Annotated in this window: 21 protein-coding genes; 16 read left to right on the forward strand and 5 right to left on the reverse strand. The window is 54.2% G+C overall.

Translation table 11 applies throughout. The features are described from left to right. Positions 1–258: 258 nt before the first annotated feature. Positions 259–915, reverse strand: coding sequence for a DsbA family protein (locus tag J5224_RS07130; RefSeq protein ID WP_264624702.1), 657 nt, complete (start codon positions 913–915; stop codon positions 259–261). Further along, the gene (locus tag J5224_RS07135) at positions 903–1,781 is read right to left on the reverse strand and encodes an MBL fold metallo-hydrolase (RefSeq protein WP_264624703.1); all 879 of its coding nucleotides are present in this window, start codon (positions 1,779–1,781) and stop codon (positions 903–905) included. Before J5224_RS07135 ends, J5224_RS07130 begins: the two co-directional genes overlap by 13 nt. A gap of 117 nt (positions 1,782–1,898) precedes the next feature. On the opposite strand from J5224_RS07135, the gene J5224_RS07140 reads away from it, so the two are divergent. Next, positions 1,899–2,810, forward strand: coding sequence for a LysR family transcriptional regulator (locus J5224_RS07140; protein ID WP_264624704.1), 912 nt, complete (start codon positions 1,899–1,901; stop codon positions 2,808–2,810). A gap of 8 nt (positions 2,811–2,818) precedes the next feature. Here the strand turns inward: J5224_RS07140 and J5224_RS07145 are convergent, their stop codons facing one another. Next, positions 2,819–3,742, reverse strand: coding sequence for a LysR family transcriptional regulator (locus J5224_RS07145; protein ID WP_264624726.1), 924 nt, complete (start codon positions 3,740–3,742; stop codon positions 2,819–2,821). Here J5224_RS07145 and J5224_RS07150 point away from each other — a divergent pair. The 10 genes from J5224_RS07150 (at position 3,732) to J5224_RS07195 (ending at position 15,242) form a co-directional block, all read left to right on the forward strand. Further along, positions 3,732–3,929 carry a hypothetical protein gene (locus J5224_RS07150; protein WP_264624705.1) on the forward strand — a complete coding sequence of 66 codons (198 nt, stop codon included), beginning with the start codon at positions 3,732–3,734 and terminating at the stop codon, positions 3,927–3,929. The two genes, J5224_RS07145 and J5224_RS07150, sit on opposite strands and share 11 nt — an antisense overlap. 266 nt (positions 3,930–4,195) lie before the next feature. Then, a complete protein-coding gene (locus tag J5224_RS07155) occupies positions 4,196–5,266 on the forward strand; it encodes an ABC transporter substrate-binding protein (RefSeq protein ID WP_264624727.1) in 1,071 nt (356 codons plus the stop codon). An 86-nt stretch (positions 5,267–5,352) separates the two neighbouring features. Next, positions 5,353–6,195, forward strand: a complete 843-nt coding sequence (locus tag J5224_RS07160; protein WP_264624706.1) for an ABC transporter permease — start codon at positions 5,353–5,355, stop codon at positions 6,193–6,195. Between the two features lie 20 nt (positions 6,196–6,215). Further along, positions 6,216–7,001 (forward strand): ABC transporter permease, encoded by a 786-nt coding sequence (locus J5224_RS07165; RefSeq protein ID WP_264624707.1) that lies wholly within the window; start codon positions 6,216–6,218, stop codon positions 6,999–7,001. 1 nt (position 7,002) lies between these two features. After that, positions 7,003–7,995 (forward strand): ABC transporter ATP-binding protein, encoded by a 993-nt coding sequence (locus J5224_RS07170; RefSeq protein ID WP_264624708.1) that lies wholly within the window; start codon positions 7,003–7,005, stop codon positions 7,993–7,995. Positions 7,996–8,102: 107 nt separating this feature from the next. Then, entirely contained in the window at positions 8,103–9,365 is a 1,263-nt protein-coding gene (lysA, locus tag J5224_RS07175; RefSeq protein WP_264624709.1) for a diaminopimelate decarboxylase, read from the forward strand. A 480-nt stretch (positions 9,366–9,845) separates the two neighbouring features. Beyond that, positions 9,846–11,159, forward strand: a complete 1,314-nt coding sequence (locus J5224_RS07180) for a GntP family permease (RefSeq protein WP_264624710.1) — start codon at positions 9,846–9,848, stop codon at positions 11,157–11,159. A 16-nt stretch (positions 11,160–11,175) separates the two neighbouring features. Continuing rightward, complete coding sequence (locus J5224_RS07185; protein ID WP_264624711.1) at positions 11,176–12,321, forward strand: glycerate kinase; 1,146 nt, start codon at positions 11,176–11,178, stop codon at positions 12,319–12,321. A gap of 30 nt (positions 12,322–12,351) precedes the next feature. Further along, complete coding sequence (gene pyk, locus J5224_RS07190) at positions 12,352–13,794, forward strand: pyruvate kinase (RefSeq protein WP_264624712.1); 1,443 nt, start codon at positions 12,352–12,354, stop codon at positions 13,792–13,794. A gap of 293 nt (positions 13,795–14,087) precedes the next feature. Continuing rightward, complete coding sequence (locus tag J5224_RS07195) at positions 14,088–15,242, forward strand: CdaR family transcriptional regulator (RefSeq protein ID WP_264624713.1); 1,155 nt, start codon at positions 14,088–14,090, stop codon at positions 15,240–15,242. 21 nt (positions 15,243–15,263) lie between these two features. On the opposite strand, the gene J5224_RS07200 is transcribed toward J5224_RS07195, so the two are convergent. Then, entirely contained in the window at positions 15,264–15,584 is a 321-nt protein-coding gene (locus J5224_RS07200; protein WP_264624714.1) for a PTS lactose/cellobiose transporter subunit IIA, read from the reverse strand. A 213-nt stretch (positions 15,585–15,797) separates the two neighbouring features. On the opposite strand from J5224_RS07200, the gene J5224_RS07205 reads away from it, so the two are divergent. The 5 genes from J5224_RS07205 to J5224_RS07225 all read left to right on the forward strand — a co-directional run bounded on the left by J5224_RS07205 (position 15,798) and on the right by J5224_RS07225 (position 20,335). Continuing rightward, a complete protein-coding gene (locus tag J5224_RS07205) occupies positions 15,798–17,144 on the forward strand; it encodes a PTS sugar transporter subunit IIC (protein WP_264624715.1) in 1,347 nt (448 codons plus the stop codon). 20 nt (positions 17,145–17,164) lie between these two features. Then, complete coding sequence (locus tag J5224_RS07210) at positions 17,165–18,601, forward strand: glycoside hydrolase family 1 protein (protein ID WP_264624716.1); 1,437 nt, start codon at positions 17,165–17,167, stop codon at positions 18,599–18,601. A gap of 18 nt (positions 18,602–18,619) precedes the next feature. After that, complete coding sequence (locus J5224_RS07215; RefSeq protein WP_264624717.1) at positions 18,620–18,937, forward strand: PTS sugar transporter subunit IIB; 318 nt, start codon at positions 18,620–18,622, stop codon at positions 18,935–18,937. Positions 18,938–19,062: 125 nt separating this feature from the next. Continuing rightward, the gene (locus J5224_RS07220; protein ID WP_264624718.1) at positions 19,063–19,830 is read left to right on the forward strand and encodes an FCD domain-containing protein; all 768 of its coding nucleotides are present in this window, start codon (positions 19,063–19,065) and stop codon (positions 19,828–19,830) included. A 49-nt stretch (positions 19,831–19,879) separates the two neighbouring features. Further along, positions 19,880–20,335: a GNAT family N-acetyltransferase gene (locus J5224_RS07225; protein WP_264624719.1), complete on the forward strand. Its 456-nt coding sequence runs from the start codon at positions 19,880–19,882 to the stop codon at positions 20,333–20,335. A gap of 46 nt (positions 20,336–20,381) precedes the next feature. Here the strand turns inward: J5224_RS07225 and J5224_RS07230 are convergent, their stop codons facing one another. Then, positions 20,382–22,049, reverse strand: a complete 1,668-nt coding sequence (locus J5224_RS07230; protein WP_264624720.1) for a methyl-accepting chemotaxis protein — start codon at positions 22,047–22,049, stop codon at positions 20,382–20,384. Between the last annotated feature and the right edge of the window lie 110 nt (positions 22,050–22,159).

Genomic DNA, 22,159 nt, shown 5'->3' on the forward strand with positions numbered 1-22,159 from the left:
AGCTGCCTGTGCGTTGGCTGCGTTCGTTCACCCGAATCACTTACCTGAGTAAGCTCATCGGGATGAATGAACCTCATCCCTGAGGTTCACCCTACGGGTCAGCGCAGGCGCTGTTCAAATTTGTTCCAGACAAATTTGTCTCTCTCTTGCCGCCTTCATGCAACTCGAATTATTTAGAGTATATGCAGGGAAACCTGAGCACAGTGTATCATTGAAAGCCGGTGTCATCGACACCGGCTTTATCGTTATCAACCCGGCTTATGCAGAGAAGTCACCGATTTTAGCCTGCAAAAAGGCGTGCCACGCATCAATATTGCCCAGGAATTCGACCGTCTGAACAATCTCTCTGTTGCCGTCAACGGTTTCCAGCACGAAGGTGGGGAAGCCGTGCCCGCCCACGTTTGCCAGTAATGCGCGGCTTTCCTTAATATGTTGCTCCAGACCGTCTGCGTTAACGAAGGCATACTCATTGGCAAAAGCAACCGGATCCAGCCCGATTTCATCGGCGCACTGTGTCAATACGCCGACATCAGCGATTTTTCTGCCCTGTTCGTAATGCGCGCGTTGCACATGGTGCAGCATTTCATAGCCTTTGTTGGCCATACGCTCTGCCGCGAGAACGGCAGCCGTCGGCGGCGCGGAGTCCAGCACAACGCTGGTATCGCGCAGCAGCTTATCGAAGTAAGGCCGACCAAAAGGCTGGCCGGTCAGCTCTGCGATACGCTGGTCATGGGGCAGTACGTAGTCGTGCCACTGCGGGGTGACCTGACGACGGTTGTTGCCCGTCATCATGCCGCCACCGTGCAACTCCACATTGACGCCTGACATGGCCTGTGCGGCTTGTGCCAACGGTGCGGCACCGTAGCACCAACCACACAGCGGGTCATAAATATAATGCAGGGTTATTGCGGCCATTTCATTTCACCTTTAAGCACTTTGGCACTCAGTTCCAGGCTGGACTCTTCGTGCAGGTTGGGGTACTGCTTTTTCATGGTATCGATCAGCGCAGCAGAATCTTTACTGGTAGCCAGCGCTTTTTCCAGCGTGTTCAGGTATTGCAGGCTAAACGTGACGCTGCTCAGACTGTAATCCATTGGCGGCAGGAAGTGACCCGGTACCACTTGTTTCGGTTTTAACTGTTCAATCTGTTGTAACGTCTGACGCCAGTCAGCGCGCGATTGCGGCGTTTGGGTATCGGCAATCCACAGATGGATATTGGCAGACACCGGAATCCCGCCTACCACGGTGCTCATCGATGGGATCCACACAAAAGTGCGATCCGGCGTAGGCCCTGTCAGACCTTTTACTTCCAGTTTCTGACCGTCAACGGTGAAGCTGTCACCCTTCAACGGCGTTGGCACGATAATTTTTTGCGGCGCATTTTCTTTCATGATCGGGCCCCAGTAGGCCACTTTACCCGCTTGGCTGGCTTCGATCGCCGCGATGGTTGCTGGAGTGGCAATCACTTTTGCGTCCGGGAAGGCGGCCTTGATCACATCCAGACCGAAGTAATAATCCGGATCGGAATGGCTGATATAAATGGTTTTCAGCGGTTTGCCAGTGGCTTGAATGCGACCCACCAACGTTTGTGCATCGTTACGCTGGAACTGGGCGTCAATCAAGGCCACTTCATGTTCGCCAACAATCAGCGCGGATGAAACTGGGAAAATACTGGCTTCGCCGGGGTTAAAAACTTCAAGCTTCAACGGGGACGCGGCGTGGGCTACGGTAGTCATACTCAGGGCGGCGGCTGCAACCAGCGTTAAGGTAGATTTTTTCATAGCAGGAACTCCATTCATTATTCGTTAAAAGTACGCAACGGGGTCTATCTTAAGTTGCAATTATCGTAATAAAAATGGCTAAATAGTGGCTTCTCTGTTGCATAAATCGAGCTAATCATGGATCGCATTACTGCTGCTGAAGTGTTTGTCGCAATTGTTGAACGGGGAAGCATGAGCGCTGCCGCCGAAGTATTGGACATGTCGCGCGCCATGGTAAGCCGCTACCTTAGCGAAATGGAAACCTGGGCGCAGGCACGCCTGCTGCATCGCACCACGCGTAAATTGAGTTTAACCGATGCGGGTGAGAAAACCTTGCAACGCTGTCGTGAGATGCTGGCACTGGCGGGTGATATGCGGGTGGAAAACGCCTCGGATGTGGCGTCCATCGGTGGGCTGCTGCGCGTCAGTTGCTCGCAATCCCTTGGGCAAACGGCACTGGGCGTGGCGGTCACGGCATTTTTGCAACGCTACCCGCGCGTGGCGGTGGATATGCAGATGAATAACCGTGCAGTTAATTTGGTGGAAGATCGCATCGATCTTGCCCTGCGCATCACCAATGCGCTCGATCCCAACCTGATTGCCCGCCCGCTCGCCCAATGTGCCTCCGTGCTGTGCGCCGCGCCCGCTTACCTGGCGAAGCAGGGGATGCCACGCCAATTGAGCGATCTTTCGCTGCACAACTGCCTGACCTACACCTACTTTGGCAAAAGTCTGTGGAATTTTACCCATGATAATGAGCCGGTGACTGTCCCCGTGAGCGGCAATTTGAGCGGCAATGAATCGCTGGTGTTGTTATCCAGCGCGCTGGAAGGGGCGGGTATCACGCTGCAACCGCGCTACTCGGTTCAACGCTATCTTGCCAGCGGTGCGCTGGTGCCGTTGCTGACAGAGTACCGACCGCAGGATATGGGCATCTACGGTATCTACGCGTCTCGTCAACATATGCCGCCTGCGCTGCGTGCGTTGCTGGATTTTTTAGTGCACTGGTTCGCTCATGAGCCGCGCTGGCTGGCGCTGCAAGCGGAATAGTGAGCCGCTCAGCGTGCCAGCACCGCGTCCAGTTGATCGGCAATGCCTGCCGTATAGCGCGTTAGATGAGCGATTACGGTATCCACCAGCGCGGAGGCCGGACGGTGCAGTGGGCGAATCAGGCTGACGGTAAAAGGCACCGCAACGCTGAACGGGCGCACCACTACGCCGGAGGCGGCATAATCCAAAGCGGTGAGCGGATTGACGATAGAAATACCGACACCGGCGCGCACCATGGCGCACACCGATGCCGCACTGTGCGTTTCCAGCACCATATCACGCGCGATCTCGGCACTATCAAACAGTTTATCCAACAGTTGGCGATAGCTATCGCTGCTTGAAAGGCTGATAAATCGCTCATGGCGAAAATCGTCTGGCGTCAGCATCGGACGCGCCGCTAAACGGTGCTGTGCGGGCAGCACACACACTTCGTTCAACGTGAGCAGGGTATGGCGCTCTGTGCCCGCGGGCGTCACGCTGTTCTCCGTCAGTCCCAGATCGTGGCGCTGTGCTGACAGCCACTCTTCCAGCAGCGGCGATTCCTGAGGTATGACGTTCAGGCTGAGCGAGGGATAGCTGTCCAGCAACGGTTTGCACACGTTAGGCAGCAAGGACTGAGAAAATACCGGCAGGCAGGCGATAGAAAGCTGTGCCTGTTCAAAACGCCGAATGTCACGCGCGGCATTGATGATGCGATCCAAGCCGTAGTAGGAACGCTGCACCTCTTCGAACAGTTGCAACCCCTGTGCTGTAGGGTGAAGGCGTCCACGTACCCGCTCGAACAAGGGCATCTGCACCAGATGCTCGAAGCGTGCCAGCTCGCGACTGACAGTGGGTTGCGAGGTATTGAGTAACGCGGCGGCCTCTGTGAGGTTACCGGTGGTCATGACGGCATGAAAAATTTCAATGTGGCGCAGTGAAATGGTCGGCATCATCGCCTCAGTTGTGGTTACCTCGCTAACCGATATCATAAATGAATGGCTTAGGCAGAGTTTATTTATTTTTTCACCAAATGCGGAGGGAATCGCGCTTGATGGTTGCTCAATCAATCGCGAAGCACATTTTCTGCGGTTAATGTCACATGACGGTAATGTTATTGCTGTGGTTCACGGCCTCTGAATGGATGAAGCCATGAGGCTGAACTATCATCGGGTTACTGCACTTCATGCAGGCGTATTTCACCAGAATCAAACACCGATATCGCGCAATGTGCACCATGACAGGGAATATCTCGCCTGGCTTGATGGGTATGCTCCCGTCTCACCTTGCGCTGACATGCGGTTGTCATACATCCGACATATAACTTTCATCCCGCTGTGCTGAATTGGCGTAGTTATTGCTGGCTAAGACCAGCGTCGCGAACCTATAAAATCAGGAGCATCATGATGAAGAAATTGTTGTCTTCCGTGTTAATCAGTAGCGCACTGTTCTCCTCCATCGCTTTTGTTTCTGCCCCGGTGTTGGCACAGGATCTGGCTGCACTGGAAAAAGCCGCGCGGGCAGAAGGCGCGGTCAACAGCGTAGGGATGCCGGACAGTTGGGCCAACTGGAAAGACACCTGGCAGGATCTCTCCACAAAATACGGTTTGAAGCACAGTGATACCGATATGTCTTCCGCGCAGGAAATCGCCAAGTTTGCGGCCGAAAAAGAGAACGCCAGTGCTGACATCGGTGACGTCGGTGCCGCGTTCGGGCCGATTGCGGCGCAAAAAGGCGTAACCCAGCCCTACAAACCGACCACCTGGGAACAGGTGCCTGACTGGGCTAAAGATAAAGACGGACACTGGGCATTGGCTTATACCGGGTCTATCGCCTTTATTATCGATAAACAGCAAGTGAAAGAGATCCCGCACAGCTGGGCCGATTTGCTTAAAGGCAATTACGTTGTGACCATCGGTGACGTTAACTCTGCCTCGCAGGCGGTAAGCGGCGTGCTGGCAGCCAACTTTGCGCTGGGTGGTGATGAGAAAAACCTGAAACCGGCGTTGGAGTTCTTCGGCAAGCTGGCGAAAGCGGGGCGTCTTGGCGTTACCGATCCGGTTATCTCGAATATCGAAAAAGGGGAAGTGCAGGTTGGTGTGGTGTGGGATTTCAACGGCCTGAACTACCGCGACAAAATCAACAAAGATCGCTTTGAAGTGCTGATTCCTTCCGATGGTTCGGTGATCTCCGGCTATACCACCATCATCAATAAATACGCCAAAAACCCCAACGCGGCCAAGCTGGCGCGTGAGTACATCTTCTCTGATGCCGGCCAGATCAATCTGGCGCGTGGCTATGCGCGCCCGATCCGCGCACAGCACATCACGCTGCCGGACGATGTGAAGGCTAAGCTGTTGCCGGAAGCGCAGTACAAGAGCGTGCGTCCGATTGCTGACGGCGAGGCCTGGGATAAAACCGTGAAAACCTTGCCGCGCCAGTGGCAAGAACACGTGATTATCAACATGAAACAGTAAGGCCTGCTCCTGTACGCCCCCCTGTTCGGGTACGGATAGCGGGCGTGCAGGGGATAGTGATCCACGCCGCAGAGGGAGGATAACGCGTGAAAAAAAACTGGCTGGTTGCAGGGATCCTGTTGCCGTTTTTTGCCGTCTTTTTTGCGTTCCAGATAGCACCGCTTATCTGGATCCTGGTGAACAGCTTTTACAGCCAAACGGAAGAAGCGTGGGGGTTGGCGAACTATACCGATATCCTTTCCTCGCCATTTTACCTTCAGGCGATCCGTTTCTCACTGGATATCTCATTTTGGTCCAGTTTCTACGGCGTCATTATCGCCCTGATTGGCGGCTATTCGCTGCGCCAGTTGGGGACGGGGCGTTTGCAGCGCTTCGTGTTGTCGTTTGCCAATATGACCAGCAACTTTGCGGGCGTTCCGCTGGCCTTTGCTTTCGTGATCATGGTGGGGCTGAACGGCTTTTTTACCTTATTACTGAAAAAATATGGCGTGATCGACGGGTTTAACATCTACTCCCGCGACGGTTTGATCCTGATATACACCTATTTTCAGATCCCACTGGGGATATTGCTGCTCTATCCCGCGTTTGACGGGCTGCGCACGGAGTGGCAAGAGTCGGCGGCGCTGTTGGGCGCACCGCGCTGGCGCTTCTGGCTGCACATCGGCATTCCGGTGTTGACTCCCGCGCTGCTTGGCACCTTTGTTATCTTACTCGCCAATGCACTCGGGGCTTACGCCACCATCTATGCGCTCACAACGGGTAACTTTAACGTGGTGCCGATACGTATTGCTGCGCTGGTCGCTGGGGACATCACCCTGGATCCTAATCTTGGCAGCGCGCTTTCCGTGCTGCTGGTTCTGCTGATGGCGTTGATTACCGTTGTCCACCAGTGGTTGCTGCGGCGGAGTTATCTCCATGCTGCGCCGTAATTCCCTGACCGGAGGTTGCCATGTCACCCCTTGAACGGCGCTACCATCAGACGGTGGTATTACTGGTGCTGCTGATTTTGCTGTTGCCGCTGCTCGCCACCTTGGGCTATGCGCTGGCGACAGAGTGGGGGGCTACCATTCTGCCTAACGGCGTGACGCTGAAGTGGTTTATTGCCCTGTGGGGCGATAGCCGGTTTTTGGTGGCGCTGGGCCATTCACTACTGATTTGCTTTGGCGCACTGCTGTTTTCGCTGCTGCTGGTGTTACCCGCGATGTTTGTCATCGCCTGGCGGTTTCCTCGCTTGGATGGGGTGATGAACGTGCTGATTTTGCTGCCGTTCTCGGTGCCGCCCGTGGTCTCTTCGGTAGGCTTATTGCAGCTCTATTCCTCAGGCCCGCTCGCCATTACCGGCACGCCCTGGATTCTGATCGGCTGCTACTTTGCTATTGCACTCCCTTTTATTTACCGCGCCATTTCCAACAACATTCAGGCCATTAACCTCAAAGAACTGCTCGATGCGGCGCATTTATTGGGGGCGAGTACCTGGCAGGCGGCGCTGTGGGTGGTGCTGCCGAATCTGCGTAAAGGGGTGATGATTGCGGTGTTGCTCTCGTTCTCTTTCCTGATTGGCGAGTTTGTGTTTGCCAACCTGCTGGTAGGCACCCGTTTTGAAACGTTGCAGGTGTACCTCTACAACAAACGTAATGACAGCGGGCACTTTACCAGCGCGCTGGTGATCTCCTATTTCCTCGTCGTGCTGCTGGTGACCTGGCTGGCTAATATTCTTAACCGGGAGAAATCCTGATATGCCCTATCTTGATGTAAAACAGCTCAATAAACACTACGGGCCGACCAAGGTGTTTCACAATATCGATTTCTCAGCGGCAGAAGGGGAGTTTGTTACTCTTTTGGGGCCGAGCGGCTGCGGCAAATCGACGCTGCTGCGTTGTCTGGCGGGCCTGACGCCCGTAGACAGCGGACAGATCCTATTACAGGGGCAGGATATTGTGCCGGTGTCTCCGCAAAAGCGCGGCATTGGCATGGTGTTCCAGAACTACGCGCTGTTTCCCAACATGACGGCAGAAGGGAACGTGGCGTTTGGGCTAAAAATGCAGAAGCTCGGTGCAGGGGAGATTCGCCAGCGGGTGGCCGAGGTGCTGGCGCTGGTTGAATTGAATGAATTTGCCCACCGTTACCCACATCAGCTTTCCGGTGGTCAGTGTCAGCGCGTGGCGCTGGCGCGCTCGTTGGTTACGCGCCCGCGTTTGCTGTTGCTGGATGAGCCGCTTTCCGCGCTGGATGCCCGTATTCGTCGCCACCTGCGTGAACAAATCCGTCGCATTCAGCGAGAGCTGAACCTGACGGCCATCTTTGTGACCCACGACCAAGAAGAGGCGTTGACGCTCTCCGATCGTATTGTGCTGATGAACAACGGAGAAATCGTGCAGGATGGCGATGCGGTATCGCTGTATACCCAGCCGGCCAATCTGTTTGCCGCCAGCTTTATCGGCAGCTATAACCTGTTGAGTGCCGCGCAGGCGCAACAGTTGACGGGAGAACACTTCACCGGCCAGGTGGCACTTCGCCCTGAATCCATCACGCTGGGTGCGCCTGAACAAGGCATCGCCGGGAAGGTCCTCAATCACAGCCTGCTAGGTAACGTGGTGCGATACCGTATCGAAGTTAACGGCATAGAGCTGGCTGTGGATGTACTGAATCGTGCTCCGGGCGATCTGCATCGCGCGGGCAGCACCGTGGGGGTACATATTACCGCTGATGCGCTGCGCGAAGTGGCTTAGTGAAGCTATATCATGGATGAATAGAGTATGCGAAAATCGATATTTGTTTAAATCGTTGCAGCCCGTTACCGTGGGGTCATTGCTCCCTTTTGTTGCACGGAAACCTTATGCCGCACGATCTGAATGACCTTACCCACGCGCTCAATGCGCATAGTCTGCGTGAATTACCCGCGCGTTTTGGATGCCCGGTGTGGGCCTATGATGCGCACACCATCGTGGCGCGTATCGCACAACTCCGTCAGTTTGACACCATCCGCTTCGCGCAAAAAGCCTGCTCCAACACGCATATTCTGCGCCTGATGCGCGCACAAGGCGTAAAAGTGGATTCGGTATCGCTGGGGGAGATTGAGCGCGCCCTGGTGGCCGGGTTTGTGCCGGGTACGGCAGATCACGAGATTGTGTTCACTGCCGACATGCTGGATCAGCCGACGCTGGCACGTGTGGTAGAACTGGATATTCCGGTTAATGCCGGTTCAGTGGATATGCTGGCCCAGTTGGGGGCGGCTCAGCCGGGTCACCCGGTGTGGCTGCGCGTCAACCCGGGATTTGGTCACGGTCACAGTCAGAAAACCAACACCGGCGGTGAGAACAGCAAACACGGCATCTGGTATGCCGATTTACCGCTGGCGCTGGCACAAATCCAACGCTACTCCTTGAAGCTGGTCGGCATTCATATGCATATCGGTTCTGGTGTGGACTACGGTCATCTGGAGCAGGTATGTGATGCCATGGTGCGCCAGGTGGTTGAGTTTGGTCAGGATGTTGAAGCCATTTCCGCAGGCGGTGGACTTTCCATCCCTTATCGTGCGGGTGAGCCGGTGATCGATACCGAACACTACTTTGGCCTGTGGCACGCAGCGCGTCAGCGTATTGAGACACATCTTGGTCACCCGGTGACGCTGGAAATCGAACCGGGACGTTTTCTGGTGGCGGAGTCTGGCGTGTTGGTGGCGCAGGTACGTGCTGTCAAAAACATGGGCAGCCGCCACTTCGTATTGGTGGACGCCGGGTTTAACGATCTGATGCGCCCCGCCATGTACGGCAGCTATCACCATATTTCGCTGTTGCCGGCAGATGAGCGTGCTCTTGCTGGCGCACCGTTGCGCGATACCGTAGTGGCAGGGCCATTGTGTGAATCCGGAGATGTGTTTACGCAACAGGCTGGCGGCGGTGTGGAAACAGTAGCGTTACCTGCGGTTGAGGTCGGCGACTATTTGGTGTTCCACGACACCGGGGCTTACGGTGCCTCCATGTCCTCCAACTACAACAGCCGCCCACTTCTGCCGGAAGTGCTATTCGAAAATGGCGAAGCGCGCCTGATTCGTCGCCGCCAAACTATCGAAGAATTACTGGCGCTCGAAGCGCTGTAACCGCGTGGTATTGAGGTCTCGGATGACGCCACACTAAGCCGCAGGAATGCGGCTCCTCTCCCCTGCAATGTGATAAACCTCTCGCTTTCTTGTTCTGCAACACAAAAATATTTATACAAATGCCCAATTTTTTCGTGTTGCAACACATAGGTTATTTTATTGCCAAGTCATAAAATAATTCTCAATCCATAAGAGCATGTGATAAGGAATTATTTATCGATTCTAATTTCTTCCCAAAGAAAGTGATTTAGAACGGCGTGATTTATTACCACATTAAATAATGCAGATTCCACCAGGAATGTATTTGCATTAGCACCCTATTGTCGAAGACATATATACCTTAAATAATTCGAGTTGCAGGAAGGCGGCAAGTGAATGAATTCCGATGAGCTTACTCAGGTAAGTGATTCGGGTGAGTGAACGCAGCCAACGCACATGCAGCTTGAAGTATGACGGGTATAAAATATAAGAGGTCTCATTATGCATACCCTAGAACCCTTGGCATGGTACGGGGCGTTGATTGGTCTTTTTATTGCCATTGCGCTCATCCTGAAAAAAATTAATCCCGTGTATTCCTTGTTCCTCGGTGCCATTCTCGGTGCGGTGATCGGCGGTGGCAATCTTGAGCAGACCATCGGGCTGCTGACATCAGGCACGCAGAGCGTGATGGGCACGGTGATCCGCGTGCTGGCTGCGGGTGTGCTGGCAGGAGTGATGATGGAATCGGGCGCGGCAGAAACCATCGCCCAAGCCATTGTGAGGAAGATGGGGGAGAGCAAAGCGATTTTAGCGCTGGCGCTGGCCACCATGATCATTACCGCCGTGGGCGTCTTTATCCCCGTTGCCGTATTAATTGTTGCACCCATTGCATTATCGGTGGGTAATAAAATGGGGATTTCCAAACTGGCATTATTACTGGCGCTTTCCGGCGGTGGTAAAGCCGGGAATATTATATCGCCGAACCCCAATACCATTGCCGCCGCAAACGGTTTTCACCTGAATTTAAGCGACGTGATGATCGCCGGTTTTATTCCAGCTGTATTCGGTTTGATTATTACTGTCGTTGTCGCTTCGATGTTGAAAAATAAAGGGATCATGGTAAGTGGTGAAGAAGCTGCCGCTGCCTACGGTACCCAGAGCGCGAAAAATGACAAAACCTACCCGACGTTGGGCAAGGCCATCGTCGCGCCAGCGGTTGCCGTTATCTTATTGATGATTAACCCGATTGGTTCCATTTTTCACATCAGCGCGCTGACCGCGTTCAAGCTGGATGCCATGTATGTATTGCCGATTGCCGGTATCGTCGGGCTGATTGCCATGGGGCAAAAGCACAAGGTGATTGCCTACACTGCTTCCGGTCTGGAAAAAATGACCGCTACCGTACTGATCCTGATTGGTGCAGGGGCGATTGCGGGGCTGATTGCCGCATCCAACCTGTCGGCTCAGGTGGTGCAACTGATTAACGTCATGGGCATTTCCGGCACCTTCCTGGCGCCTATCTCCGGTATTTTGATGGCGGCAGCCACGGCGTCCACCTCCACCGGGACCATTCTGGCGACCGGTACCTTCGGTAATGCCATCGCCACTATCGGCATTGCGCCGATTGCCTCTGCGGTCATGGTGCATACCGGTGCCACCGTTATCGACTCCTTGCCGCAGGGCAACTATTTCCACGTTACAGCGCAGAGCATGAACATGACCATCAGACAGCGTATGGGCCTGCTGCCTTACGAAGCGATTGTCGGCGGCACCATGACCCTCGTCGCTACCGTGCTGTACGGCTTTATTCTTTAGTTTGAGGCAACCCACAATGAAAAACGAAACGTTTGTATTAGCGCCCGATTCATTTAAAGAGAGCATGACGGCGAAAGAAGTGTGTAACGCGATGGAAAAAGGGTTGCGTAAGGTATTCCCCGAAGCGAATTTCGTGCACGTTCCCATGGCGGATGGCGGTGAAGGCACCACCCAGTCGCTGATTGATGCCACCGAAGGCACGCTGTATGCGTTAAACGTGACCGGACCGTTGGGAGAAACGGTTGAGGCCAGCTACGGTATCATGGGTAACGGCGAGATTGCGGTGATTGAAATGGCGTCCGCCAGCGGTATTCAATTTGTTAACCGCGACACCAAAAACCCGTTGGTGACCACCACCTACGGCACCGGCGAACTGATCCGCGCCTGCCTGGACAAAGGCATCAAGAAAATCATTCTGGGTATCGGTGGCAGCGCAACCAATGATGGCGGCGCGGGCATGGCAGAAGCGCTGGGTGTGCGTTTTTATGATGAAGCGGGCAACACCCTGCCGCGCGGCGGCGGCGCGCTGGATCGTTTGCACCACATCGATCTTTCCGAGCTGGATAGCCGTTTGGCACAGGTGGATATTCAGGTGGCCTGTGATGTGACCAACCCACTGTGCGGTGAGCAGGGTGCATCCGCTATTTTCGGCCCGCAGAAAGGAGCAACGTCGGAGATGGTTGCACAGTTGGATAACAATCTGGCGCATTACGCGGCGGTGATCCGCACGCAGTTGGGCAAAGAGATTGCCACTGTGCCGGGGGCCGGTGCGGCGGGCGGTCTGGGGGCGGGGCTGATGGCTTTCACCCAGTGCACACTGCGCCGAGGCATTGATATTGTTGTCGAATTCAGTGGGCTGAGTGACAAGCTGGCCGGTGCGGATTTCTGCTTTACCGGTGAAGGACGTATCGACTACCAAACCAAGTTTGGTAAAACCCCTTACGGCGTTGCCAGAACCGCCAAAGCGCAGGGCGTACCGGTTATTGCGGTATCCGGCTGCGTTGGCGAAGGCGTTGAAACACTGTACGGCGAAGGTATTGACACGATTTTCGGCATTATTCCGCGAGCAGACAATATTGAAGCGCTGTTGAAAGATGGCCCGATTAATATGGAACGTGCGTGCGAGAATATTGGTCGTCTGTTGAAAAAAGCGGCAGCATAATTAAGCGCCAGTAATAAAAAGGGAAAGAATATGACTGAAACTATTCGGCGCACCAAGATTGTTGCTACCCTCGGTCCGGCAACCGATCGTGATAATAACCTGGAAAAAATAATTAGCGCAGGCGCTAATGTAGTCCGCTTTAATTTCTCGCACGGTGCGGCAGACGATCATATTGCTCGCGCGGAACAAGTGCGTGCTATTGCCCAGCGTTTGGGGAAGTCAGTGGCTATTTTGGGCGATTTGCAAGGGCCGAAAATTCGGGTATCAACCTTTAAAGAAGGTAAAGTATTTCTGCATGTTGGAGATACCTTTATTCTTGATGCCCTATTGGAAAAAGGCTTGGGCGAGAATACTCAGGTTGGCATCGATTATAAGGCACTGCCGCGCGATGTAGTGCCGGGTGATATTCTGCTGCTGGACGATGGCCGCATTCAACTGCGTGTCGTGCGTATTGACGGTGAAAAAATCATTACAACGGTCACCGTAGGCGGAACCCTCTCCAATAATAAAGGCGTCAACAAGCTCGGCGGCGGGCTTTCCGCCGAAGCGCTGACGGAAAAAGACAAGGCAGATATTCTGCTGGCAGCCAGGATGAAGGTGGATTTTCTGGCGGTTTCGTTTCCTCGCACTGGCGACGATTTACGCTATGCGCGTCGTTTGGCACGTGAAGCAGGCTGCCAGGCGGCGATTGTTGCCAAAGTCGAGCGTGCGGAAACCGTTGCCACGCCAGAAAACATGGATGACATGATTCTGGCTGCGGATGTCATCATGGTTGCGCGCGGCGATTTAGGCGTAGAAATTGGTGATGCCGCGCTGGTGGGCGTCCAAAAGCGTCTGATTCAGCGCTCGCGTCAGTTGAACCGCGTGGTGATCACCGCGACGCAAATGATGGAATCGATGATTTCCAGCCCGATGCCAACGCGTGCTGAAGTGATGGATGTTGCCAATGCGGTGTTGGACGGCACTGATGCCGTCATGTTATCGGCTGAAACCGCCGCAGGCAGCTATCCGGCGCAAGCGGTAGCGGCGATGGCAAACGTGTGCCTCGGGGCTGAGCGTAGCCCGAGCATCACCACCTCGAAACACCGCCTTGATGTGCAGTTCACCAATGTCGAAGAGATGGCATCGATGTCTGCGATGTATGCAGCTAACCATTTGCAGGGCGTCAAAGCCGTGATTGCGATGACGGAGTCGGGCCGCACCGCCCGCATGATGTCTCGCATTAGCTCACGTTTGCCGATTTATGCGCTATCGCGTCATGCTGAAACGCTGAATCAGGTTGCGCTGTATCGCGGCGTTACGCCCTTGCCGTTCAACGGCCGTGCCGAAGGGCTGGGCGCAGCGCAGGATGCTATCGCGCTGCTGAAAGCGCGCGGTGCGCTTGCGACCGGTGACAGCGTCATTTTGACGCAGGGTGACAGCGTCGGACAAATTGGCAGCACCAACACCTGTCGTATTTGCATTGTGGAATAAACGCGTGACGATCATCGCCGTCGGCGGGTTATGGCGGCGATGTATCGGGCTAATTTCCTGTATCGAAATTCATGATTTATTTTTTATCGCTGTTGAAGTCTTTATTTTTAAACCGAAATAAAAGACACGGCACGTTATGAAATAAAGCTATTTTATTTTTCCCTTATAATAATTGGGTTGATGAAAATAACTTTATTAAATTACAAAAGGCAGTGGTTGTTGATGTGGCGTATTTACATGCAGGTTATCTCCTGCTGGTGAAATATTTTTTCGCTGCACCAGGGGAATAGTAAATGACAGATTATGATTTCGACGCGAAATTAGCTTATTCGATCGTTGAACGCACCATGAAAATTATTGACTGCAATATCAACGTCATGGATGCCAGAGGCCGTATTATTGGCAGCGGCGATCGCGAGCGTATTGGTGAAATTCACGAAGGGGCGCTACTGGCGCTCAGTCAGCAACGGGTGGTATCGATTGATGATGCGTCAATGCATACGTTGCACGGTGTCAGGCCCGGCCTGAACTTGCCGCTGCGGTTAAATAACCAGATCGTCGGCGTCATTGGCCTGACCGGCGATCCCGATGGTTTGCTGCAATTTGGCGAGCTGGTGTGCATGACGGCGGAAATGATGCTGGAACAGGCGCATTTGCTGCAACTGTTGGCGCAAAACAGCCGTTTGCGTGAAGAACTGGTGTTAAGCATGGTGCGTAACGACAGCTACTCCGCCACCATGCAGGAGTGGGCGCAACGTTTGGGCGTCGATCTGGCTTTGCCGCGCGTTGCCATGGTGGTGGAACTGGACAGCGGCCAACTCGGTGTCAGCACGGCAATGAGCGAATTGCAGCAGTTGCAGTCCCTGCTGATGGAAACCGGTAAAGATGACCTGATGGCGATTGTGTCACTCACCGAAATGGTGGTGTTGAAACCCGCTTATCTGCACGCGGAACGCTGGGAGCCTGAAGAGCATAAGCGCCGCATGGCACAGCTCTATCAGCGTTTGCAGCAGGGCAGTCCGCTAAAAGTACGTCTGGCGCTGGGGAATTTTTTCCCACAGCAAGGGGGCGTGGTGCGCTCTTACCACACGGCAAAAACCACCATCAGTGTAGGCAAACAGCGGATGCCAGACGTGCACTGCTTCTGCTATCAGGACATCAAACTGCCGGTGCTGCTCGACAGCCTGCGCGATGGCTGGCAAGCGACAGAGTTGGTAAGCCCGTTGCAGCGGCTAAAAACCAATGACGGCAACGGGGTGTTTCGAAAAACATTGCATACTTGGTTTCGCCATAACCAGCAGGCCGGTGAAACAGCCAAGGCATTGTTTATCCACAAAAATACGCTCGAATACCGCTTGCGGCGTATTGCGGAACTGACGGGGCTGAATCTGGCGAATTTTGAAGATCGCTTTCTGCTCTACGTGGCTGCACAGTTGGATCAAGAGTAGCGCAACCTCGCATTATGCTGCTCAGGCGGCACCCGCGAACTCCTGGCGCAGCATCACAATCTCTTCAGCCAGATCGCGACACAGCATCGCCGTCATCAGATGATCCTGGGCGTGTACCAGGATCAGATTGACCGGTATCTTCCCTTGTCCTTCATCTTCCCCAATCAGCTGCGTCTGGATCAGATGCGCGGCGCGCACCGCGTCCTGGGCGGCGGCTAAGGATGCGGCGGCCAGTTCCCACTTCTTCTGGCGCGCTGCCTGAATAGCCATCATCGCCTGAGAACGTGCTTCTCCAGCGTTGATGATCAACTCCATTACGGTGGTTTCCATCTCGATCGTCATTTTTAGCCCCTTATGGTATGCCAAATGTTGCGTTGATCATCATATTGGAATTCCAATATTGGTTTATTGGAGTGTTGTCACAGAAAAATAACGCATATTAGTCGAATTTTGGTATGCCAAACGCACATGCGCGATGAGCGGTATGCATTCTGCGCGTAACGGCTATCTGGGGCGCTGTCCCGCACGACACAACCATTGTGATGAGGTGCTGTTATGTCATTCAAGGACCAAGTGATTGACGCATTGGGTTCTTTTGCCAATAAGTTCAATAGCCTGCGTTATATTATGGCCATCAAGGCCTCGTTTATTACTCTGATGCCGGTGATTATCGTCGGTGCCTTTTCCGTGCTGATTTCCAACATGGTGCTCGATCCGAAAAACGGTCTGGCCAGTTTCGCGATGTTCTCTTTTTTGGCACCGCTCAAACCCATCATGAGCGGTATCAACTATGCGACGCTCAATTTTCTGACCATTGGTGCGGTGTTTCTGATAGGGATCGAGCTTGGGCGCATTAACGGCTCACGCAGCCTGTTTCCCGGCTTGCTGGCGGTGATTTGCCTGATCTCGATTACGCCTACCACTATCGATATCGTGGTCAACGGACAAACGGTGCCGGTAAAAGACGTGTTGGCGCGGCAGTTCTCGGATACCAAAAGCCTGTTTCTCGGCATGTTTATCGCCATCCTCTCGGTGGAGATCTACAGCAAACTGGAAAAAGTAGACCGTTTGCGCATCAAAATGCCGGACAGCGTACCGCCTAACGTCGCCGCATCGTTTTCGGCGTTGATCCCCGGCATCATCACCGTGACGTTCATTGCCACCCTCGGTTTCACGTTCCACGCGATTACCGGTATGCACCTGTATGACGCCATTTATAAAGTGGTGCAGCAGCCGCTGGAGTCAGTGGTGCAGAGTCTGCCGGGGCTGCTGGTGCTGATGTTTGTTGCACAGCTGTTTTGGGTTATCGGTATCCACGGTAACCAGATGATCAAACCGATCCGCGAACCGCTGCTGCTGGGGGCGATCGCCGTCAACATGACCGCGTTTGAGCAGGGGCAAGAGATCCCCAATATCATCACCATGCCCTTTTGGGACGTCTATATGAGTATAGGGGGTTCCGGGCTGACCATCGGACTTTTGCTGGCGGTGATGATTGCCTCTAAGCGGCGGGAAATGAAAGAGATCGCCAAGATCTCCTTTGGCCCCTGCGTGTTCAACATCAATGAACCGGTGATTTTTGGTATGCCTATCATGCTGAATCCGATCCTGGCGATTCCCTTTATCATCACGCCGTTGGTTACCGGCACCATCGGGTACTTTGCCACCAGCATGGGATTCGCCGGTAAAGCGGTAGTGATGGTGCCTTGGACTACGCCACCCATCATCAACGCCTGGCTCTCTACCGCCGGTTCCATGGGCGCGGTAGTGACGCAACTGGTGTGCATTCTGACCGCTACCCTGATCTATCTGCCTTTCGTGCAGGTAGCATCACGTCGTGCCGATCTGGCGCAGCGCGAAGCGGAGCAGGCGGCACAGCAGGCTAACGCGGCGGGCAAATAACCAGAGTGAGGAGCTGAACGATGAGTAAGGTTACTGTCACCATTCCCGAGGATTTTATCCTGGGCGCTGCGGCATCCGCCTGGCAGACCGAAGGGTGGAGCGGAAAGCGGGCAGGGCAGGATTCCTACCTGGATCTGTGGTACAAGCAGGATCGTCAAGTGTGGCATAACGGCTATGGCCCGGCACGCGCCACCGAGTTTTATCACCGCTATCGCGAAGACATCGCGTTGATGAAACAGTGCGGATTAACGCACTACCGTACTTCGATCAACTGGTCGCGCTTTATGCTCGATTATGAGCAGGGCATCGTCGATGAAACCTATGCCGCCTATGTGGATAGCGTCATCGATGAACTGCTGCGGCAGGGGATTACCCCGATGCTGTGTCTGGAACACTACGAACTGCCTGCTATTCTGATGCAGAAATATCAGGGCTGGGCATCAAAGCAGGTGGTGGAGTGGTTTGTCACCTATGCGCAAGCGGTGTTTGCCCGCTATGCGCATAAGGTGAAGCGTTGGTTTGTGTTTAATGAGCCGATTGTGGTGCAAACCCGCGTCTATCTGGACGCTGAGCGTTATCCGTATGAGCAAAACACCGGCACCTGGATGCAATGGAATCACCACAAAAATCTGGCAACAGCGAAAGTTATCGCTTGCTTTCGTGCCAACGGTCACGATCGTGACGGTGGACGTATCGGCACCATCCTCAACCCGGAAGTGACCTACCCGCGCTCCCATGCTGCGCACGACGTTGAAGCGGCGCGCCTGTACGATCTGTTCTTCAACCGCGTGTTTCTCGATCCGGCGGTGAAGGGCGAATATCCGGCAGAGTTGTTGGCACTGTTGGAAAAGCATCAGGTGAAATGGGCCTATACCGATGATGAGCTGGCTGTCATCCGTGATAATCGGGTGGATGAACTGGGCATTAATCTTTACTTCCCGCACCGGGTGAAAGCGCCGGAGCGGGCATGGCATCCCGATACGCCGTTTCACCCCGCCTACTACTATGAACATTTTTCCTTGCCGGGACGCCGCATGAATCCCTCCCGAGGTTGGGAAATTCAGCCCAAAATCATTTATGACATGGCGCAGCGTATGACACAGGAATACGACAATATTCCTTGGTTTGTGGCGGAAAACGGTATGGGGGTGGAGAACGAGGCGCGCTTTAAAAACAGCGACGGCGTGATTCAGGATCACTACCGCATCGATTTTATTGCCGAACACCTCTACTGGACGCTGAAAGCGCGCGAAGAGGGGGCGAACTGCCAGGGCTATATGCTGTGGGCCTTTACCGATAACGTCTCCCCGATGAATGCGTTTAAAAATCGCTATGGCCTGATTGAGATCGATCTCGAACAGGAACGGGCGCGTCGACCAAAAGCCTCGGCAGGCTGGTTTCGGCAACTGCGTGACACGCGCACGCTCACGCTTATGTTGGATGATGAAGACAAATAGTCTCCAAGGAGATTTGCCATGAAACGTATCGTATTGGCCTGCTCGGCGGGCATGTCCACCTCGCTGGTGGTGACAAAAATGGAGAAAGAAGCCACGGCGCGCGGCCTGGAACTGAAAATTTACGCCATTCCTGAACAAAATCTGCGTGAGGAGCTGCAAGATTACGGTCAGGACATCATCGCGGTATTGCTGGGGCCGCAGGTTCGCTTCAAACTGGCAGAAAATCAAAAGCTGACCGACAGCTATCAGGTGCCGATTGCCGTGATCGACTCCGTCGCCTATGGCACATTAAATGGTGCCAAAGTGCTCGATCAGGCGCTGAGTTTGGTAAACTAGCCGCAATATCCTGACGCGCGGCATGCCGCGCGTCGTTGTTAACCGGTATGCTGCCGTACTCTGGTTCGGTGGCATCTGGTCAACGTGCGCGTTATCTGTTGGGCTGCGGTAGCTAGGGTGAATGTGTGGCGAAAGATGTGGTTCTGCAAGAAAAGAAACAGTATCAGGAGATCGGCAGCGATCTGCGCGTGAAAATTCAGCAGGGAAAATTCCCGGTGGGGTCGCGCCTGCCGCCGGAAAGAAACATTGCTGAAACCTACGGCGTGAGCCGCACCATTGTGCGTGAAGCGCTGCTGATGCTGGAACTGGAAGGCACCGTTGATATTCGTCAGGGATCGGGTGTCTACGTGCTCTGCATCCCTGATGAGGAAACGCAAGAGAGTCAGGCGCATCACCGCATTGGCGCGTTTGAAATGTTGCAGGCGCGCCAACTGTTGGAGAGTAACATTGCGGCATTTGCCGCACGCATGGCGACCCGCGCGGATATCGACAATCTGCGCGTTACATTGGAAAAAGAGCAGGCGGCGATCGCGGCAAGCGACTACCGCAGTGATTACGACAAACTTTTTCATCTGCAAATTGCTGGCGCGACACAAAACCAGATGCTGCTGGAATCGGTCAGCCATATTTGGACCTGCCGCGACGACAATCCCCTGTGGCAACAGCTTTATGCTCACGTTGGTAAACACGGTTATCGTTTGAAATGGCTGGCGGACCACCAGACCATCCTGGCAGCGCTGCGCCGACGCGACGTACCGGGTTCCTATCAGGCGATGTGGGAACATCTGGAAAACGTCAAAAGTACGCTGATGGCGATTTCCGATGCGGATGCGCCCGAATTTGATGGTTATCTTTTCGACTCGGTACCGATTTTTCAGGGAAAACTGGTCTGAATATTTTTAGTGGGCGCTTGCGTTGCGCCCGTATCAGGATTGCTGGGTTATGGTTGAGATTGTTCCTTTAGCCTCCCATCCGCACCATCAGGAACAGGTGACGGACTGGCTGTGGCAGGCGTTCGATCGCCACAATGGGCGTGAATTTTTCGCCAGTATTGTACAAAGCAGTATGCGGCAAGAGGGGTTGCCCCTGACCTTTATCGCACTGGACGAAGGGCAACTGGTGGGCACCGTCGGGCTGTGGCTGTGCGATCTGCAAAGTCGCCAGGATCTCTCTCCCTGGTTGGCTGCGCTCTATGTTGATGAAAAATATCGGGATAAAGGATTAGGAAAAACGCTGCAACAGCATGTGTTGGCCTATAGTCGTCACGCCGGTTTTTCATCCCTTTATCTGTATGCCACCTTTAGCGGTTACTACGAAAAAATGGGCTGGCACTATATCGGTGATGGGCTGGAATACCCGGCCAAACCGGTACGGCTCTATCATCAGGCGTTGGTATAAACCCAAGAAAGCTCGCCCCTGAAGGCGAGCCTAGTCAGGCATCACATCAGAACGATGTCCAATCCCCTCCTTTGTCTGCGGCAGGTTTGCTGACGCCGAGCGCTGGCTTGAGCAGAAGCGCGCTCGGTGCCGCCGCAGGCAGTGGGTTAGCGGCTAACGCGGCGCTGTTTTCCCGGTTGCTCAGGCGGAAAATACTGACGGTACGCGCCAACTGTGCCGCCTGCTGTTGCAGCGATTGGGTTGCCGCCGACGCCTCATTCACCAGTGCGGCGTTCTGATGGGTGGTGGTTTCCATCTGGTTGACGGCCACATTCACCTGCTCAATGCCCAGCGTTTGTTCCTGGCTGGCAGAGCTGATTTCACCGACCAGATCGCTCACTTGGCGCACACCATTAACGATCCCAACAATGGATTCGCCCGCCTGTTCAACCAGACGATTACCGGCTTCCACCGTTTGTACGGAATGGTCGATCAGTTCCTTGATTTCTTTAGCAGCACCCGCACTGCGCTGCGCCAGATTACGCACTTCGCTGGCGACCACGGCGAAACCGCGGCCTTGTTCACCGGCACGGGCGGCTTCTACGGCGGCGTTCAGCGCCAGAATGTTGGTCTGGAAGGCGATGCTGTCAATCACGCCAATGATATCAACGATTTTTTTCGATGATGCATCGATAGCGCCCATGGTTTTCACCACGTCCGTCACCAACTTCCCGCCCGCTTGCGCCTGACCGGCAGTGGATTGTGCCAGGTGATTCGCCTGCTTGGCGTTGTCGGCGTTTTGACGCACGGTGGAAGCCAGTTGTTCAATGGACGCCGCTGTTTCTTGCAGCGCGCTGGCTTGTTCTTCGGTGCGGCTGGAAAGGTCAATATTGCCCGCCGCCAGTTGCCCTGATGCCCCGGCAATGGATTCAGACCCTTCACGCACTTCACCCACGATATTACGCAGGCGCTGGGTCATGTTGTGCAGCGCGTGCAGCAGTTGCGCGGCTTCATCGCGCCCTTCCGGTCGGACGTCATGGGTCAAATCGCCATCGGCTACCGCTTGCGTCGCCTGCACGGCGCGCTCTAAGGGATGCACAATACTGCGCGTTAATATCCAGGCAATCAGCACGCCGACCACGGCAATCAGCAGGCCGATAACCCCGAGAAACAGATAACCATTGCGAGCGCTCTCATCGATGGCTTTCCCCATCGCGTCAATGGCATTACGTTGGTGTTCGCTCAGCGCCTCTATGCTGTCCAGATAGCCACGTGACGCAGGCAAAAATTCGTTTTCGAACAGCTGCTTGGCCTGCTCTGGATTGCCAGCTTTTTTCGCAGCAGTGATGGCGTTGCGCTTATCCAGATATTGCTTGCGATATTCGCCGAGCTTGTCAAACAGTGCCTTTTCTTCCGGCGTAGAGATCAGATTGGCAAACGCTTCCTGGCGTTTGCTACTTTCCTTGCTTGATGCGACGTTTTCTGCTTCAAACAATTTGGTTAAGGTCGGATCGTCACTCATTGCCAGCGCCATACCGCGCTGAACCCCGGCAACTAACACACCGTGCCAGTCCGATGTCAGACGCTCTTTCTGCAACGGTGCCTGCATCATCCAGGCGGTGCTGCTTGAGATTTGTTTCAGTTGGTATACCCCGGAGACCAACATGACCAGAGAAAAAAGGATTAGCAAGCCGAATCCCCCAGCGAGCCTGGTGCCAATCTTATAATTCTTCATTATTTTCCATAACCTTTATACGATTTTATGAACTTGCCCGATGCAAGCGTGATTGATAGTAGCGCGTGAGTGGGAAACAATTCCGTTGAAAAAAGCGCCTAAATACACGT

The organism is Candidatus Symbiopectobacterium sp. NZEC135, from assembly GCF_025962695.1.